Raw genomic sequence first — 15,469 nt, 5'->3', positions numbered from 1 at the left:
GGTCTATTTTGAGGCAAGAAAAACTAGTCGATAACGAGGCGTAAATTTTGCTATTTAGTTGTTCTAAATTAGAAATTTTCAACGAAGTTAGCGTTAGTTTTAATCCCTCAAAATGATTGAGGATTGGTATTAACATTCTTCAACGCACCTGCTGCCACTTGGGCCTGATCATATACACCAGTATTGAGCACCCAACCCGTTACGAGCTTTGCAGGGGTGACATCAAATGCAGGGTTGAATACTTGTGCATTGTTTGGCGCCCACTGGCAATCTCCAAAGCTACCACTGACCCCTGTTACCTCTGCCGCAGCACGTTGCTCAATAGGGATATGCTGACCATCGGGGCAATCAACATCTAGGGTGGTTGTAGGCGCAACGACATAAAACTCGACGCCATGGAAGTGCGCTAATACCGCCAAGTTGTAAGTCCCCACTTTATTGGCAAAGTCACCGTTTGCAGCAATGCGATCTGCACCAACAAAGATTTTATCAACTTTACCAGCCGCCATTAGGCTAGCCGCCATATTGTCACAAATTAAGGTGTATGGAATTTGCCAACTTTCAAGCTCAAACGCGGTTAAACGACCACCTTGTAGTAATGGTCTGGTTTCATCAACCCAAACATGAATATCACCATGCTGTTGATGCGCGTGATAGATCACCCCAAGCGCTGTGCCGACACCAGCTGTGGCCAACGCACCGGTATTACAATGAGTTAAAATTTGCTCGCCGGGTTTCACCAGCTCAGCGCCCAGTTTCGCCATTGCATCACATAGCACTACATCTTCATTGAATAAACGCTCAGCCGCTGTGACTAACGCATCGACAAAGGCTGTTTGTTTTAGCGCATCGCGCATCTGCTTCATACAGTGCATTAAGTTAACAGCAGTCGGTCGTGTGGCCTCTAGCTCATCGATCGCTTGGGCTAATTCAGTTTGACTCACACCTTGCTCGGCAAGATGTGCTACCAACAAAGTAGCTGCCAAGCCAATTAAAGGCGCGCCACGCACTTTTAACGACAAAATTAATGCTTGCATTTCAGACACACTATTACACAGGTGCCAATGTTGCTCATGCGGCAGAAGGTACTGATCTAAAACGTATAGTTTTCCATCTTGATATTTAAGGCTGCACGCCAGCAAATTTTGCATGTAAGTCACTCCAAAATGATAACCGCTAGATTTTACATAAAGACACAAAGAAGTATAGACATCTAAACATTTAAAAATATAGAATGCCGCAATTATGTTCTTCACTGTGATAAAAGAGTATGGCTGACTACATTGCTTTTGATAACGCACAAGCCCTGAATTATATCGAGCAGCTTGGCGAGTTTTTTGAACCAAACGCACAACTCACTTGTAACGAGTTTGGCGACGGTAATTTAAATTTGGTGTTTCGTATTGCGGATCAAAATGGCAGCAGCATTATTCTTAAGCAAGCCTTACCCTATGCCCGCTGTGTGGGTGAGTCTTGGCCGTTAACCCTAGATAGAGCGCGTATTGAAGCATCCGTTCTAAAAAAGCACGGGTTAGTGTGTGAGCAACATACCGCCAAAGTACTACACACCAACGATGACCTTGCCATTACTGTACTTGAAGATTTAGGCCATATGGCCATTTTGCGTGGTGAATTAAACCAAGCAAAAACGTTCACGCGTTTAGGTTCAGATGTCGCGACTTATCTAGCAACAAGCAGTTTTTATTACTCAGATTTCTACTTAAAGCCTGCGGAAAAGAAAGCGTTAGTTCAAGAATTCACAAACCCTGAACTATGTTCGATCACAGAAGACTTGTTCTTTGATGACCCGTATCGAGTGTCTGAGCGCAATAACTACCCGGTCGAGCTGGAAGCTGATTTACAACGTTTACAGCAAAGCCCTCAATTACTTCGCCAAGTTGCACAATTAAAGAGTTTATTCTTCTCTGCACCACAAAGCTTATTACATGGCGATGTGCACACCGGCAGTATTTTTGCGGACCAAAACAATACCAAATTAATCGATCCAGAGTTTGGCTTTTTCGGCCCAATTGGTTTCGACTTAGGCTCCTTCATCGGTAACTTATTACTTAACTACTGCGCGCAAAATGGTCGTATTAAAGAAACTCCTAAACGCCGTCAAATGCAGTCTTATCTATTGACTCAAATACAACTGTGTTTAAATGATTTTGAAAGTATTTGGTTAACATTAGCAGCGCAACATACCCGCGATTTAGCACTACAAGCACCTGGTTATGCACAACAGTTTGTAGAGCAAATCATTCAAGACGCATTGGGTTACGCTGGCACTGAATTAATTCGCAGAACCATAGGTCTTGCGCATGTAATAGACATTGATGGTATTGAAGATGACAGCACGCGTCTGCAAGTGCAAAAGCAAACCTTATTACTCGGTGAGCAATTAATTTTGCATGCTGAAGAATGTGAAAATAAAGAGTCGGCTTACCAACTGATTGTAAGTTTAGTTCAATAAAAATCGATTTTCCTGACAAATAAAAAAGCCTTAACGATGAAGTTAAGGCTTTTTTCATACAAATTCTAATAGTTTATTTTATTAGCCATTACTTGTGGTATTGACCACTGAACTCATGTACTGAGTTGATGAATACGCCTGCGTTCTCAGGGTCTACGTCTGGAGTAATACCATGACCTAGGTTGAATACGTGACCAGAGCCTTCACCATAACTTGCTAGGATGTTTTGTACTTCTTCACGAATACGCTCAGGGGTACCATGAAGCATTGCTGGATCCATGTTGCCCTGAAGCGCCACTTTATCACCAACACGACGACGCGCATCACCAATATCAATCGTCCAGTCTAGACCTACCGCATCACAGCCGGTTGCTGCAATTGCTTCAATCCATTGCCCACCATTCTTTGTGAATAAGGTTACTGGCACTTTACGACCGTCGTTTTCACGAATTAGGCCATCAACAATCTTGTGCATGTATTGCAGTGAAAACTCTTTATAATCACGTGGGCTTAACACACCACCCCAAGAGTCAAAGATCATAAGCGATTGTGCACCTGCTTTAACCTGTGCGTTTAGGTAATCAATGACTGAATCAGCGACTTTATCTAACAATAGGTGCAGTGTTTTTGGCTCAGCAAAAGCCATCTTTTTGATTTTGCCAAAAGTTTTGCTCGAACCACCTTCAACCATGTAAGTAGCTAGCGTCCAAGGAGAACCTGAGAAACCAATCAATGGTACTTCACCTTTCAGCTCGCGACGAATGGTGCTTACTGCATTCATTACATAGCCAAGCTCGTCTGTCGGGTCAATATTTGGGATCTTTTGAACATCTGCTAAAGAGCTGATTGGGCGTTCAAATTTAGGGCCTTCGCCGGTTTCGAAGTACAGACCTAAGCCCATTGCATCTGGAATCGTTAAGATGTCGCTGAACAGAATTGCCGCGTCTAACGGGTAACGACGAAGTGGTTGCAAAGTAACTTCACATGCCAATTCTGCGTTTTTACACAAACTCATAAAGTCACCAGCTTGCGCACGTGTTGCGCGATACTCTGGTAAATAACGTCCAGCCTGACGCATCATCCATACTGGCGTTACATCAACAGGTTGTTTCATTAACGCACGTAAATAACGATCGTTTTTCAATTCGCTCATAGCGTATCTCGATTCCAAAGCCTAAAAAATTGCGCAAATTGTATCACTAATTATGCGCAGGCTCTATCTAAACGCCCAAGCAAAGTGAATTGTCATGATCTAGATTAAATCACTAAAGCTTCAACCACTTATGGAAAGACAAGCAAAAAAATTTAAAAACATCTTGTTAAACTATTTGCAACAACAAAAAAAGCTTGGTATAACTTGCCCCGCGTTAAAAAAATAACAACAAAACACCTTTAATAATAAAAATAATTTTAAATTTAAAAAATAATAAAAACTGCTAAACCTATTAATAAACCACCTTCGGGTGGTTTTTTTATACCTTATCGATTCAACATATAAAGCCAATGATTTCAGCAGATTACTAAATCACCTGTATAAAAAACGAAAAAAATGGTTGACCTTTGAGCAAGATTTTCTTCTTATAGAGCTATAGGAAACGCGAAAGGAGGTTACTATGCTATCAAGATTTGAAGAAGCACAGCAGAAATGGGGTGGCAGTCACAGTGTCATCGATGCATGGTTAACTGAGCGTCAAGAATTGTTATTACAGTTTTGTAAATTAGCAGGTTTTGCGCCATACGACAAAAAAGATCATGCACTACCTGACCAAGTGCAGATCCAAAGCTTTTGTCAGATCATGATGGATTATTTATCCGCTGGTCATTTTGAAGTGTACGACAACATAGTACAGGCCTGTAAAGAAAAAGGCCCAAAGAGCGTCGCTCTGGCGAATGCACTTTACCCTCGTATCTCTGAAACAACAGATGTTGCGCTGGATTTCAATGATAAGTATGCGGAAGCGTCTCAAGACGCAAGCTTAGGAAGTTTTGATACAGACCTATCTAAATTAGGTGAGGTGTTAGAGTTACGTTTTGAGCTTGAAGACGAGCTAATTGAAAACTTTTACGCAAACCATACTGATTAGAAAAGAATTAAGACAATCTTTAGACAAAAAAAGGGTTCCAATGGAACCCTTTTTTATTAAGCCTTTAGCATAAAGGCCTAATTAATCATATTACTCAGCTGCTGCCGCTTTTTTCTCTTGCTGGATCTCAAGTAACTCAACTTCAAATACTAGCGTTGAGTTTGCAGGGATCTTACCAAGGTCACGTTCACCGTAAGCAAGCTCTGAAGGAATCGTAAATTTAAACTTAGAACCTTCGTGCATTAGCTGAAGGCCTTCAGTCCAACCTTTAATTACTTGCTGTAGACCAAATGTCGCAGGCTCGTTGCGTGAGTATGAGCTATCGAACTCAGTACCATCGATTAAAGTACCTTTGTAATGTACTTTTACTACATCTGTTGCAACTGGCTTTTTACCGTCACCTTGAGTGATCACTTCATATTGAAGGCCAGACTCAGTCACTGTTACACCTTCTTTCTTAGCATTGTCAGCTAAGTATTGAATGCCTTTTTCTTTGCTTTCTTTTGCTAACGCTTCTGCTTTTTCAGCTTGCTTAGCACGAACCGTCGTATCAAGCGCAGTTAATACTTCACGAATTTTCGCTTCATCTAATTTTGCTTCACCCGCTAATGCATCTTTAAAACCACGCATTAGCAGTTCTTGGTCAAGCTCTACACCGATCTCTTTTTTATCAGCAAGGTCTTTTTGTAAGAAATTACCAACAGACGCACCAATACCATAAGCTTGTTGTTGTAGTTCTGTTTCTAGTTTTACTTCTGCTGGTTTTTGTTCAGCTTCTGCTTTTTGATTACACGCAGTTAGCGCCAATACCGACGCTGCAATTAAAGACAGTTTAATCGTCTGTTTCATTCTATTTCTCCGGCTCACTTATTGTGGCCTTTACTATTTACTTGAAAGGTTAAATTTATGTATCCACATTATCATTCATATGCTTCGATGCCAATCCTCATGCGGCTATCATCATCCAAGCTTCACAACGCGACTTTCCGGCTTTGATGCGCTACTATCAATAAAAAGCGCCATTATATGGACATGAGCGCAAGTGTACCCTTTGTGAAACAGAGCGTTAAGGGAAAAAGCCTAAACTATGCAAAGTATTCGACTCTTTCTTACTACTGCAATCTGCACCTTGCTGCTGGCGTGTACTCCTTCAGCAAAACAAGCGTCACATACCGTAGAGCATGCTGTGCGAGGTTCGTTTGCAGCCGCTATCTCTGCAGACGGTCGATACTCTTTGATTTCATCGGTCGAGCATGGCGTTAGCCTATGGGACAATCAAAGTCATGGCTTAAAATACCAATGGCAGCATTCTGCAGATCCCGAAAACCTAGTCCATTCACTCGCCATCGCCTATGACAACAGCTTTGCTGTGACTGCCGCCAACGATACATTTGCCGTTTGGAATATTCAAACCGGTAAAAACCAAGGCTATTATCAAATAAAAACAGCCACGATCCGCGATATCGCAATTAGCAATCAAGGCCGCTATGTAATGTATGGTCGCAGTGATAATGTCATCGTCCATCTCGACTTAGTCAACGGTAGACGCTTAGAGTTCCTCGGTCATCAAGAAAAAATCAATAGCATTGCGCTATCACCTAACGGCCATTTCGCGTTAAGTGGCGGTAATGATTACACCGCCTATTTTTGGGACACTAAAACTGGGCAAGTACTTCATCGCTTTAATCATCCCAGTCGCGTCACCAAAGTCGCCTTAGATGCCAGTGGTCAATACGCATTTACCGCCGATAGTTTAAAAAAAGCCAGTGTCTGGCAACTCACTTCAGGTGATCTCGTATCACAATTACAGTATATTGCTCGCCAGAAAATCTTTAGCGCCGTTCGCTTCAATGAAAGTGCGACACTCATTGCCACAGGTTCACCTAATCGCGAATTATCGCTTTGGCGCGTGAATGACGGCCAACAACTAGATACCTTTTTAGTGAAGCCAAGAGAAGGAAGCCGCCCAAAATCAGCGGTGGTATTTGATGTTGCTTTTACTGATAACGAGCGCAGTTTAACCACCGAGAGCTCAAGTGGTTTACTAGAAATATTTACCGATTTGGATACACAATGACAGAATTAGAAAACCGCGTAATGGAGTTAGAAGCAAAGATTGCTTTTCAGGACGATACCATCGAAACACTGAACGATGAACTTCGCACCCATCAAAAGCATTTAGCCAAAATGCAGCGCCAGTTAGAGTTATTAGCACAAAAAATGAAAGAAGGGGGTGACAGTGGGTTAATGCCTCAACATCAAGAGCCACCACCGCCGCATTACTAACCGAGTACCTGGTTAATAATTAAATACGTTTAAGCCAGCGTTACTCTGGCTTAAAAACACCAATTACTTGCTCAAATTGGCGTGTTGATGCTTGTACCGCATCTTTTGGTTGCGTCATCTTATGGCCACACTCAACACATTCTACTTTTTCTACATCATGCTCTTTATATAGCATCATGACATCTTGCTTATTACACTCAGGACATACTGCCCCAGCAATAAAGCGTTTCTTCTGTTTCATCTTCGTCTCGACCCGCGATTAAGTTATGCCCTATTCTATCTCAATACCTGATTTATACGAAACACGTTCACTCTGTTTGCAGAAATAATACCGACCTTCAAGTGGAAGATAGAGTTGAGCCCCATAAAGCACTTCATGCTATGATAGCTGTATTATTTATTGTTGCTGTAACACTATGATCCAACTGTCAGATATCGAGCTACTTCGCGGTGGCAAAACCCTACTTAAAAACGCCAGTGCAACACTTTTCCCAGAGCACAAAGTCGGCCTTGTCGGCGCCAACGGCTGTGGTAAATCATCTTTGTTTGCATTGTTAAAGGGCGAACTACAGTTAGATTCGGGTGAGTTTCAATTCCCAAAAGATTGGTCGATTGCCTCGGTAAAACAAGAAACCCCAGCGCTTGAGATCAGTGCCCTTGATTATGTACTGCAAGGTCACCCTGAATATTACGCCTGCCGCATTGCACTGCGTGACGCTGAAGCGAGCGATGACGGTGCAAAGCAAGCGCAAATACATCAGCAAATTGAACACCTAAAAGGCTACAGCATTGAGGCAAAAGCCGGTGAACTATTGCACGGCTTAGGATTCAGCAACGAACAAATCGATAACCCTGTGAGTGCCTTTTCGGGTGGTTGGCGTATGCGCTTAAACCTTGCTCAAGCACTCATTCACGATGCAGATTTACTGCTACTCGATGAGCCTACTAACCACTTAGATCTAGATGCAGTTTACTGGTTAGAGCGCTTTTTACGTGCGTACACCGGCACACTGGTGCTCATTTCTCACGACCGCGAGTTTTTAGATGCAGTGGTGGACCAAATTTGGCATATCGACCGTAGCCTTATTAATGTTTACAAAGGCCATTACTCTCAGTTCGAACGTCAAAAAGCAGAGCGCATGGCGCAGCAACAAGCCTTGTTCGACAAGCAACAAGAGCAAATTGCTCACTTAGAAAAGTTCATTACCCGCTTTAAAGCCAAAGCCAGTAAAGCCAAGCAAGCACAGAGCCGTGTTAAAGCCCTAGAGCGTATGGAAAAGCTTGCCCCGGCACATGCTGATTCACCATTCGATTTTGAATTTGCCGAGCCAAGTGCACTACCCAACCCATTGATGACGCTAGATAACGCACAAGCAGGCTATGGCGACATCACCATCTTGCATCAAATTAAGCTTAACCTAGTGCCAGGCAGTCGTATTGCACTACTTGGTCGCAATGGTGCGGGTAAATCAACCCTGATCAAATTGCTTGCAGGCGAATTGCAGCCACAATCTGGCGAAGTCTTTCAACATCAAGGGTTGAAAATTGGTTACTTCGCGCAGCACCAACTTGAGTCACTAGATTTACAAGCGAGTGCTGTGACACATTTACAACGCCTAGCACCCGATGCGCCGGAACAATCTCTACGTGACTTTTTAGGTGGCTTTGCCTTTAACGGTGACCGTGCCTTAGAGCCAGTAGCACCGTTTTCTGGAGGCGAAAAAGCCCGTTTAGTTCTAGCCATGTTGGTATTCCAAAAACCAAACTTATTACTACTCGATGAGCCAACCAACCACTTAGACCTAGAAATGCGTCATGCCCTTGTTATGGCGCTGCAGGGCTTTGAAGGCGCGATGGTAACGGTATCGCACGATAGACACATGCTAAAAAATACCGCCGACGAATTTTATCTGGTAGATAACGGCAGCGTATCGCAATTTGGCTATGACTTAGATGAGTACTATCAGTGGTTACTGAATGCTAATAAAGCCGACAACAAAAAAGAGCAAGTAGAAGTTAAAGCGCACTCAAGCAGTAATCGTAAAGAAGTTAAACGCCTTGAAGCTGAGTTTAGAAAGTCAGTTCAACCTTTAAAAAAAGAAATCGATAAGCTTGAAAAGCAACTAGATAAGTTTTCAGAGCAGTTATCTGACGTTGAAAGCCAGCTTGGCGACAATGATTTATACAGCGATGAAAACAAAGCTAAGCTCTCCGAGCTGCTTGGCAAACAAGCTGAGTTAACGCCAAAAGTGAACCAAATAGAAGAAGACCTATTAATGGCGCTTGAAGAGATGGAAGAGAAGCAAGCTGCATTTGAGGCAAGCCTTGCCTAATGTCTAAACTCACGCCCGATACATTTTGGCAATTTGCATGCGATGTATATAGTAAAAATGGCGTGCAACCTTTGCTGCTCGAATTTCAAGACGAGCAGCAAAAAAACGTGAATCTGTGTTTATTATTAATGTTCCTCGACAGCCTAAGGCTACAACTAACGCCGACTCAGTTTTCAGCGCTCGACAATGCCGCTGCGCTCAGTGATGCTCAGTTACTAAACCCACACCGCTTAACTCGACAAAACCTAAAAAAGCATCATTCGCATCGCACTGACTATGCGGTTATTCGCAAGCAATTGCTTGAAAATGAGTTAGCTCTTGAGAAATTACAGCAAAGCTTATTATTAGACGCGCTACCGAGTTCAATCAGCGTTAACAGCGACGCTGACAACCTAGCTCTTTATTTTTCTGAGCAAGATAAAAAACGCCTTTTCCAGTGCCTTTAGCGGCAAAAAAACATGATCAAGATCAAGCTCTGACCCTAAGCCCAGCTGACCAGAAAACAAACTTGATCTCGATCATATCAAGCCCACCATCCCTCACCTATGATTACTTCATCGAGTGATTAGGAGGCCAAGGCCATGAACGTATTCTTTAGAGATTTTTTTAGCGACCCAGTGTTGTTTCTTTCATTTGGTATCTTGGGCACAGTGATTGTGCTATGCGCTTACTACGTTTATTACTTCATGAAGAAGATTAACGAGTCAGAAGCTCCTGAATAACTAGTTTTTATACTAACCCACTTAATTAAATGATTTATTTTGTGGATTAGTATGAGTGGTCTTGCCTTTGACCCACTTTAAATAAAGGCATTTGTTCCCCGATAGAGACGAATTAAGCACGACGCACAAAGCACCTTACTAACCTAGTTAGTCGGGTGCTTTTTATTTGTGAAGCAGAAAGGTTGTGTACAAATATTCGACACTTTCTCACCCATTCTCAGCTTTATCTCGACAGTTCTGGTTATTTAACCCATCACAACTCTTTGCTACACTGCCTGCGAGCAAGTAAATAAGAAGAATTATGAGTTATCAGTTTGAAAGTGCTTGGTGGATGTCGAATCGTCATGCACAAACTATCTTACCCCGTTTTTTTAGACCCTTTCAGCGCGTTGATGTGGAGTATGAAGAACTGACTACACCTGACGGTGATTTTTTAGAGTTAGCCTGGAGTCGCACAGGCAAAAAAGATTCACCTCTTGCCATTGTGCTACATGGTCTAGAGGGCAACCTTGATAGCTTTTATGCCAAAGGCATGCTTAAAGCCTTGACCCTGCAAGGCTTTGATACTGTGCTCATGCACTTTAGAAACTGCTCACGTTTACCTAATCGTTTGCCGCGCGCTTATCACAGCGGAGAAACCGGTGACTTACAGTTTTTAATTCAAACATTAAAAACACGCTTAAACCCAAGTTCTTTATTTGCTGTTGGCTTTTCTCTTGGTGGTAATGTGCTTGCCAAATATTTAGGTGAGCAAGGTAAGCAAAGTGACCTCAGTGGTGCTGCGGTTGTTTCAGCGCCCCATCATCTTTCTTCTTCGTGTCAGGTGATCAGAAAAAGCTGCTTTGGTTTATATCAAAAGTACTTGTTGGACCGTTTAAAGAAATCATCTGCAAGAAAATACCCGCAGATCGGTGAAGCGATAAAGCTAAACAAGCAAGAATTAGCCAACATTAACGACTTGTGGCTGTTTGATGATCAATTAACAGCCCCACTACATGGCTTTGAGGGTGCTGAAGATTATTATGCACAAGCAAGTGCTCAGCCTTTCTTAAAACACATTGCGACACCCACTTTGCTGATCCATGCCGAAGATGATCCTATGCTGTCTCTCGAAGCGGTCCCTAAAGCCGAGCAAGTCAGCGAGCAAGTCACTTTGGCGGTGTCTAAAAAAGGTGGTCATGTCGGCTTTATTGGTGGTAAGAATCCATTCAAACCCGAGTTTTGGCTTGAAAAAGCCGTCCCCCATTATTTTCAATCTCTCCTTAAAGGTCAGAAGTAGATGCTCATTCCATATCAGCAACTTGATCCAAATACGCTTAATAATCTCATTGAACATTATGTACATCGCGAAGGCACCGACTACGGTGACGCTGAAGTAAACACTGAAACAAAAGTGGAACAAGTGAAAGCCCAGCTCAAATCGGGTGAAGCCCTTATTGTGTTCTCTGAACTCCATGAGTCGGTCAATATCGTCTCAAAAGCCCAATTCAACGCCATGCAAAGTGAAGAATATACCGAAGGCTATGACACTGATTACGCGTAATCAGTGTCAATCTAAGCTCACTTACAGATAGCAATAAAATACTTATTATACCAATCCTCAATAATACTCAATCATTTTGAGGGACTAAAACTAGACCGCTTAATTAAGAGGATTGGTATTAAAACGCTGCAAAGCTCATTTGTTTTTTCAACGCAGAAGCTTGGCGGCGAGATATGTCGACTTCTGAGCCATTACTCAGGGTCGCAGTTAACCCATAGTTGATACTCTCTTCTAGATGCACCACCGCATCCAAACGAATTATTTCACTACGACTTGCGCGTAAATACACACTAGGGTCAAGTTTTGCTTCTATTTTACTCAGCGAACTATGAATGTAAGACTTGCCAAATTCGGTGTAAATTGCCGCATGGTTGCCAACACTTTCAAAACGTAATATGTCTCTCAACAAGATGATTTTCATTTTGTCTGCAAATTTCACCATCAATTTAAAATCATCTTCAAGCTGTGTGCTTTCTGTTTCTGATAGCAGACTTGTGAGCTTTTCAATGGCTTTCTCTAACCGCGCTGGGGCTGCAGGTTTTAGTAGATAGTCTACTGCATTGAGCGAAAAGGCATCAACGGCAAACTCGTTATAAGCTGTACAGAAGACGATAGGAATTTCACCTTTTAACTGCTCAGCGAGCTCAAGCCCTGTCCCTCCCGGCATTTCAATATCTAAAAATATTGCGTCTGGCTCCAAGTCATCGACTAGGGCTTTTCCCTCGATAATATTTTGCGCTTCACCCAGTACTTCTATTTGCTTATGCTTTTTTAATAAACGCTGTAACTCTGCACGCGCCAAAGGCTCATCGTCAATGATGAGCACTTTAATTGTTGCTTTAGGCTGCATGAGGCACCTCCATAATGGCTTTAAATTCCTGACGTTCTTGTGAAATCAGCAGCTTTGCCTGTTGTCCAAACATAAGCTCTAACCGAGATTGAATATTTGCCAGCCCCAACTGGGTACCACTTTTAGTTCTAGTTGCATCAAAAGGATTTATGACTTGTACCAACACTTTGCCTTCACGCTCTGTTACATGGATCTGCAGCTCTCCTCCGTTAGGAAGATGTGCAATACCATGCTTCACTGCATTTTCAACGAGTGTAAGTAGAGACATGCTTGGCAAGGTTGCTTTAAGTAAATTCTGTGGGCAATCAAAGTGGACTTTGAGCCGCTCACCAAATCTCACTTGTTCAATAGCGAGGTAGTTTTCACAAATTTGCCACTCATCCTCAACGCTGACATGTGTCCGTAAGTCTGTTGTCAGGTTATACCTAAACAACTCTGAAAGCTGCGTGACGATCTCTGCGGCTTTATCTTGGTCTTGGTAGATCATGCCGCGAATAGTATTCAACGAATTAAATAGAAAATGTGGGTTTATCTGATTTTGTAAGCTGGCGAGTTGCTGCTCTTTTAACTGCGTTTTTAACATACGCTTTTCTCTTCTAGCAATCACGGCTAAATAACAGCCAGACCAAAGCCAATACATTGAACATTTAACAAAAATGGCTATCCACTCTACTCTTTTATTTTCGTGAAATTCAATTTTGCTACCTTGCACTTGCATAGACACTTCATCACTGGGTAAGCCAGAAGGAGCAACTGTCTGAACCACAAACTCATAAGAAAGGTGATAAAGTGCTGCTGCAACCACACTCACCAGCAACAAGATTGGTAGGGTCGGCCTCTTCATACCACGCTTTCGAGCAAACCATTGGCCGCCATTTCTAATAACCAAATGACTGAACAAAATAAAAAAGCTTGATGTAAGCAGCGCCCTGATAAAAAGGGAGCTTATCTGCTGGCTCGTAAACTCACTAAAATCGATGGTCGCTAAAATGCTGCTATTCAAAGCCAGAATCGCGATGAAAGCGGCTAACTGGCACAGCCAATACTTCTTCATGGGTACAATGCTCCTTGTTTCGATGCGATGAATTGTACCCATGCGCGTTTTCATTACCAACTTAGAACTTTGAAAAAATTGAAATAAACAGTGAATCATTGTCACCCACACTGCTAAACCCCATACCCACTGAGTAAGCATCTTTCTTAGTTGATTCTACAGCGATGCGATAACCCAATTCGTTTTGCTCGCCATTTCTATGAATTGCTGCGCCATTAAGTACAAAATTCTTTTTAAAGTTGTAACGTGCACCTAAACGCGTGACATCATAGCTGCGAGTAAAGCTTTGCGGTTGACCTGACACCTCTTGTTGTAACATCGCTGACTCTAAATAAACGTGCAACTTGTCAGAGTGAGCGAAATTCAAACCCAGTGTGATATCAGCCTGAGCAAGCTGAGCATCTTCATCACTGCGGTTGATTTGATAATGCATGCGGCCATAAATATTTAAACGCTCATCATGCGCTTTTAGCAAGTTACCAAAGTTAGTCTGATAGCTTATACCTAGGCCACTGCCTTCAAAAACATTATCAATCTCATTACTTTGCATACTGATATTAAAGCCCTCTTTAAGCTCCAGCTTGACCACAGCTTCTACCTTTTCCTCTTGTTGTGTTTGGGTGTTTTCCGTTGCAATGGCTGCACTTGATGCTGAACCTAAAATAGCAGCAATCAAAGTACGGCGGATTGTTTTAGCATTGAATGTAGACATGTTGTTTTCCTTAATTTTTAATTTGTTTTGGCTGTGTGCCTCTGTTGGGTATAACTATATGGAAAACACCCCATGGCAATTTGCGAAATGTGACAAGTGGTCAGAAAAGAGGATAAGCGGAGAATATACAGGACGAAGATATTGTTGTTACAATCAAAGCACTTAAAACAATAAAAGACTGAACCATGAAAGCGACTTTTACTCTTGCAGCACTCGCGTTAGCGATTGCCAGTGCAAACTTATCAGCAGCAGAAAAGCAATACACAGCATCAGAGCGTGCCGAGCGTATTGCCAAACAAAGCATTCTAATCGATACCCATATTGATGTGCCTTACCGTATCGCCGACAAGTGGGATGATGTTAGTAAGGCAACTGAAGGCGGTGACTTCGACTATCCTCGTGCGAAAAAAGGCGGCTTGAACGTACCATTTATGTCGATTTATATTCCTGCTAGTTTGGAATTCGAAGGTAAGGGTAAAAGCTACCAGTTAGCGAACCAATTAATTGATGGCATGGAAGCGTTGGTGTTCCGTGCGCCAGACAAATTCGCGATGGCTTATTCATATAAAGATGCATATAAGCACTTCAAACAAGGCAAAATGTCCATTGCCATGGGTATGGAAAATGGCTCGCCGATGGAAGGCGACATGAAAAACCTAAAGCATTTCTATGACCGTGGTGTACGTTATATCACTTTGGCTCACTCACAAAGTAACCATATTTCTGATTCTTCATATGATATCCGCCGCAAGTGGAAAGGCTTAAGTCCGTTCGGTAAAGACCTTGTAAAAGAAATGAATAATATCGGCATGCTGATTGATGTTTCTCATATTTCTGATGATGCGTTTTATCAAGTTATGAAGCTATCTAAAGTGCCTGTGATCGCATCGCACTCATCATTGCGTAAATACACGCCAGGCTTTGAGCGAAATATGGATGATGAGATGTTATTAGCTCTGAAGAAAAATGGTGGCGTGATCCAAATTAACTTCGGCTCTAGCTTTGTGACCAGTGCATCGCGTGGTTGGTACGACAAACGTAACGCTGCTAAAAAAGAAGCCGAAGACAGTGGTAAAGCAACGACTGATTTCGCAGCAGCTTACCGTGCTAAAAATCCATTTCCGTTTGCAACACTAGAGCAAGTACTTGATCACATTGACCATGTAGTCAAACTTATTGGTATCGATTATGTTGGTATTGGCTCTGACTACGATGGCGTAGGTGACTCACTGCCAATCGGTTTAAAAGATGTATCGACTTACCCTAACCTAGTGCAGGGGTTATTAGACCGAGGCTATAACGAAGTGCAAATTAAGAAAATCTTAGGTGGCAACACCATGCGCGTATGGCGTCAAGCTGAAGAATACGCAAAACAATACTAGTGCAAAAGTTTAATGACAGAGTGCGCAGCA

Annotated in this window: 17 protein-coding genes; 10 read left to right on the top strand and 7 right to left on the bottom strand. The window is 42.5% G+C overall.

Annotated features, from left to right (window positions below; all coding sequences use genetic code 11):
* Nucleotides 1-107: 107 nt before the first annotated feature.
* A complete protein-coding gene (gene mtnA, locus C1E24_RS16935; protein ID WP_138483504.1) occupies nt 108-1,151 on the bottom strand; it encodes an S-methyl-5-thioribose-1-phosphate isomerase in 1,044 nt (347 codons plus the stop codon).
* Between the two features lie 119 nt (nt 1,152-1,270).
* On the opposite strand from mtnA, the gene mtnK reads away from it, so the two are divergent.
* On the top strand, nt 1,271-2,473 hold the full coding sequence (mtnK, locus tag C1E24_RS16930) for an S-methyl-5-thioribose kinase (RefSeq protein ID WP_138483502.1): 1,203 nt from the start codon (nt 1,271-1,273) through the stop codon (nt 2,471-2,473).
* A gap of 88 nt (nt 2,474-2,561) precedes the next feature.
* Here the strand turns inward: mtnK and hemE are convergent, their stop codons facing one another.
* On the bottom strand, nt 2,562-3,626 hold the full coding sequence (gene hemE, locus C1E24_RS16925; RefSeq protein ID WP_058028479.1) for a uroporphyrinogen decarboxylase: 1,065 nt from the start codon (nt 3,624-3,626) through the stop codon (nt 2,562-2,564).
* 460 nt (nt 3,627-4,086) lie between these two features.
* On the opposite strand from hemE, the gene rsd reads away from it, so the two are divergent.
* On the top strand, nt 4,087-4,557 hold the full coding sequence (gene rsd / locus C1E24_RS16920) for a sigma D regulator (protein ID WP_138483500.1): 471 nt from the start codon (nt 4,087-4,089) through the stop codon (nt 4,555-4,557).
* A 90-nt stretch (nt 4,558-4,647) separates the two neighbouring features.
* On the opposite strand, the gene fkpA is transcribed toward rsd, so the two are convergent.
* Nucleotides 4,648-5,406 (bottom strand): FKBP-type peptidyl-prolyl cis-trans isomerase, encoded by a 759-nt coding sequence (gene fkpA, locus C1E24_RS16915; protein WP_138483498.1) that lies wholly within the window; start codon nt 5,404-5,406, stop codon nt 4,648-4,650.
* A gap of 238 nt (nt 5,407-5,644) precedes the next feature.
* On the opposite strand from fkpA, the gene C1E24_RS16910 reads away from it, so the two are divergent.
* A complete protein-coding gene (locus tag C1E24_RS16910; RefSeq protein WP_138483496.1) occupies nt 5,645-6,634 on the top strand; it encodes a WD40 repeat domain-containing protein in 990 nt (329 codons plus the stop codon).
* The gene (locus C1E24_RS16905; protein WP_138483494.1) at nt 6,631-6,843 is read left to right on the top strand and encodes a SlyX family protein; all 213 of its coding nucleotides are present in this window, start codon (nt 6,631-6,633) and stop codon (nt 6,841-6,843) included. The genes C1E24_RS16910 and C1E24_RS16905 overlap by 4 nt, the downstream gene beginning before the upstream one ends.
* Before the next feature lie 40 nt (nt 6,844-6,883).
* On the opposite strand, the gene C1E24_RS16900 is transcribed toward C1E24_RS16905, so the two are convergent.
* On the bottom strand, nt 6,884-7,084 hold the full coding sequence (locus C1E24_RS16900) for a YheV family putative zinc ribbon protein (RefSeq protein ID WP_058028474.1): 201 nt from the start codon (nt 7,082-7,084) through the stop codon (nt 6,884-6,886).
* A gap of 175 nt (nt 7,085-7,259) precedes the next feature.
* Between C1E24_RS16900 and C1E24_RS16895 the strand changes: the two genes are divergently transcribed.
* From C1E24_RS16895 to C1E24_RS16875, 5 genes are all read left to right on the top strand, one after another.
* Nucleotides 7,260-9,176 (top strand): ATP-binding cassette domain-containing protein, encoded by a 1,917-nt coding sequence (locus C1E24_RS16895; protein WP_138483492.1) that lies wholly within the window; start codon nt 7,260-7,262, stop codon nt 9,174-9,176.
* Nucleotides 9,176-9,622 carry a TIGR02444 family protein gene (locus C1E24_RS16890; RefSeq protein WP_138483490.1) on the top strand — a complete coding sequence of 149 codons (447 nt, stop codon included), beginning with the start codon at nt 9,176-9,178 and terminating at the stop codon, nt 9,620-9,622. The genes C1E24_RS16895 and C1E24_RS16890 overlap by 1 nt, the downstream gene beginning before the upstream one ends.
* Nucleotides 9,623-9,757: 135 nt before the next feature.
* Nucleotides 9,758-9,898, top strand: a complete 141-nt coding sequence (locus C1E24_RS16885; protein WP_083496476.1) for a DUF3149 domain-containing protein — start codon at nt 9,758-9,760, stop codon at nt 9,896-9,898.
* Between the two features lie 301 nt (nt 9,899-10,199).
* Complete coding sequence (locus C1E24_RS16880; RefSeq protein WP_138483488.1) at nt 10,200-11,177, top strand: hydrolase; 978 nt, start codon at nt 10,200-10,202, stop codon at nt 11,175-11,177.
* The gene (locus C1E24_RS16875; RefSeq protein WP_058028470.1) at nt 11,178-11,441 is read left to right on the top strand and encodes a YheU family protein; all 264 of its coding nucleotides are present in this window, start codon (nt 11,178-11,180) and stop codon (nt 11,439-11,441) included.
* A 118-nt stretch (nt 11,442-11,559) separates the two neighbouring features.
* Here C1E24_RS16875 and C1E24_RS16870 read toward each other — a convergent pair whose 3' ends face one another.
* The 3 genes from C1E24_RS16870 to C1E24_RS16860 form a co-directional block, all read right to left on the bottom strand.
* Nucleotides 11,560-12,291: a LytR/AlgR family response regulator transcription factor gene (locus C1E24_RS16870; RefSeq protein WP_138483486.1), complete on the bottom strand. Its 732-nt coding sequence runs from the start codon at nt 12,289-12,291 to the stop codon at nt 11,560-11,562.
* Entirely contained in the window at nt 12,281-13,345 is a 1,065-nt protein-coding gene (locus tag C1E24_RS16865) for a sensor histidine kinase (protein WP_171040919.1), read from the bottom strand. The genes C1E24_RS16870 and C1E24_RS16865 overlap by 11 nt, the downstream gene beginning before the upstream one ends.
* 61 nt (nt 13,346-13,406) lie before the next feature.
* The gene (locus tag C1E24_RS16860; RefSeq protein ID WP_138483482.1) at nt 13,407-14,057 is read right to left on the bottom strand and encodes a hypothetical protein; all 651 of its coding nucleotides are present in this window, start codon (nt 14,055-14,057) and stop codon (nt 13,407-13,409) included.
* A gap of 185 nt (nt 14,058-14,242) precedes the next feature.
* Here C1E24_RS16860 and C1E24_RS16855 point away from each other — a divergent pair, with 185 nt between their 5' ends.
* Nucleotides 14,243-15,439, top strand: coding sequence for a dipeptidase (locus C1E24_RS16855; protein WP_138483480.1), 1,197 nt, complete (start codon nt 14,243-14,245; stop codon nt 15,437-15,439).
* Nucleotides 15,440-15,469: the final 30 nt, after the last annotated feature.

Source organism: Pseudoalteromonas phenolica (assembly GCF_005876835.1).
GTDB classification, from domain to species: domain Bacteria; phylum Pseudomonadota; class Gammaproteobacteria; order Enterobacterales; family Alteromonadaceae; genus Pseudoalteromonas; species Pseudoalteromonas phenolica_B.
This window is presented reverse-complemented; position numbering and strand designations above follow the sequence as displayed.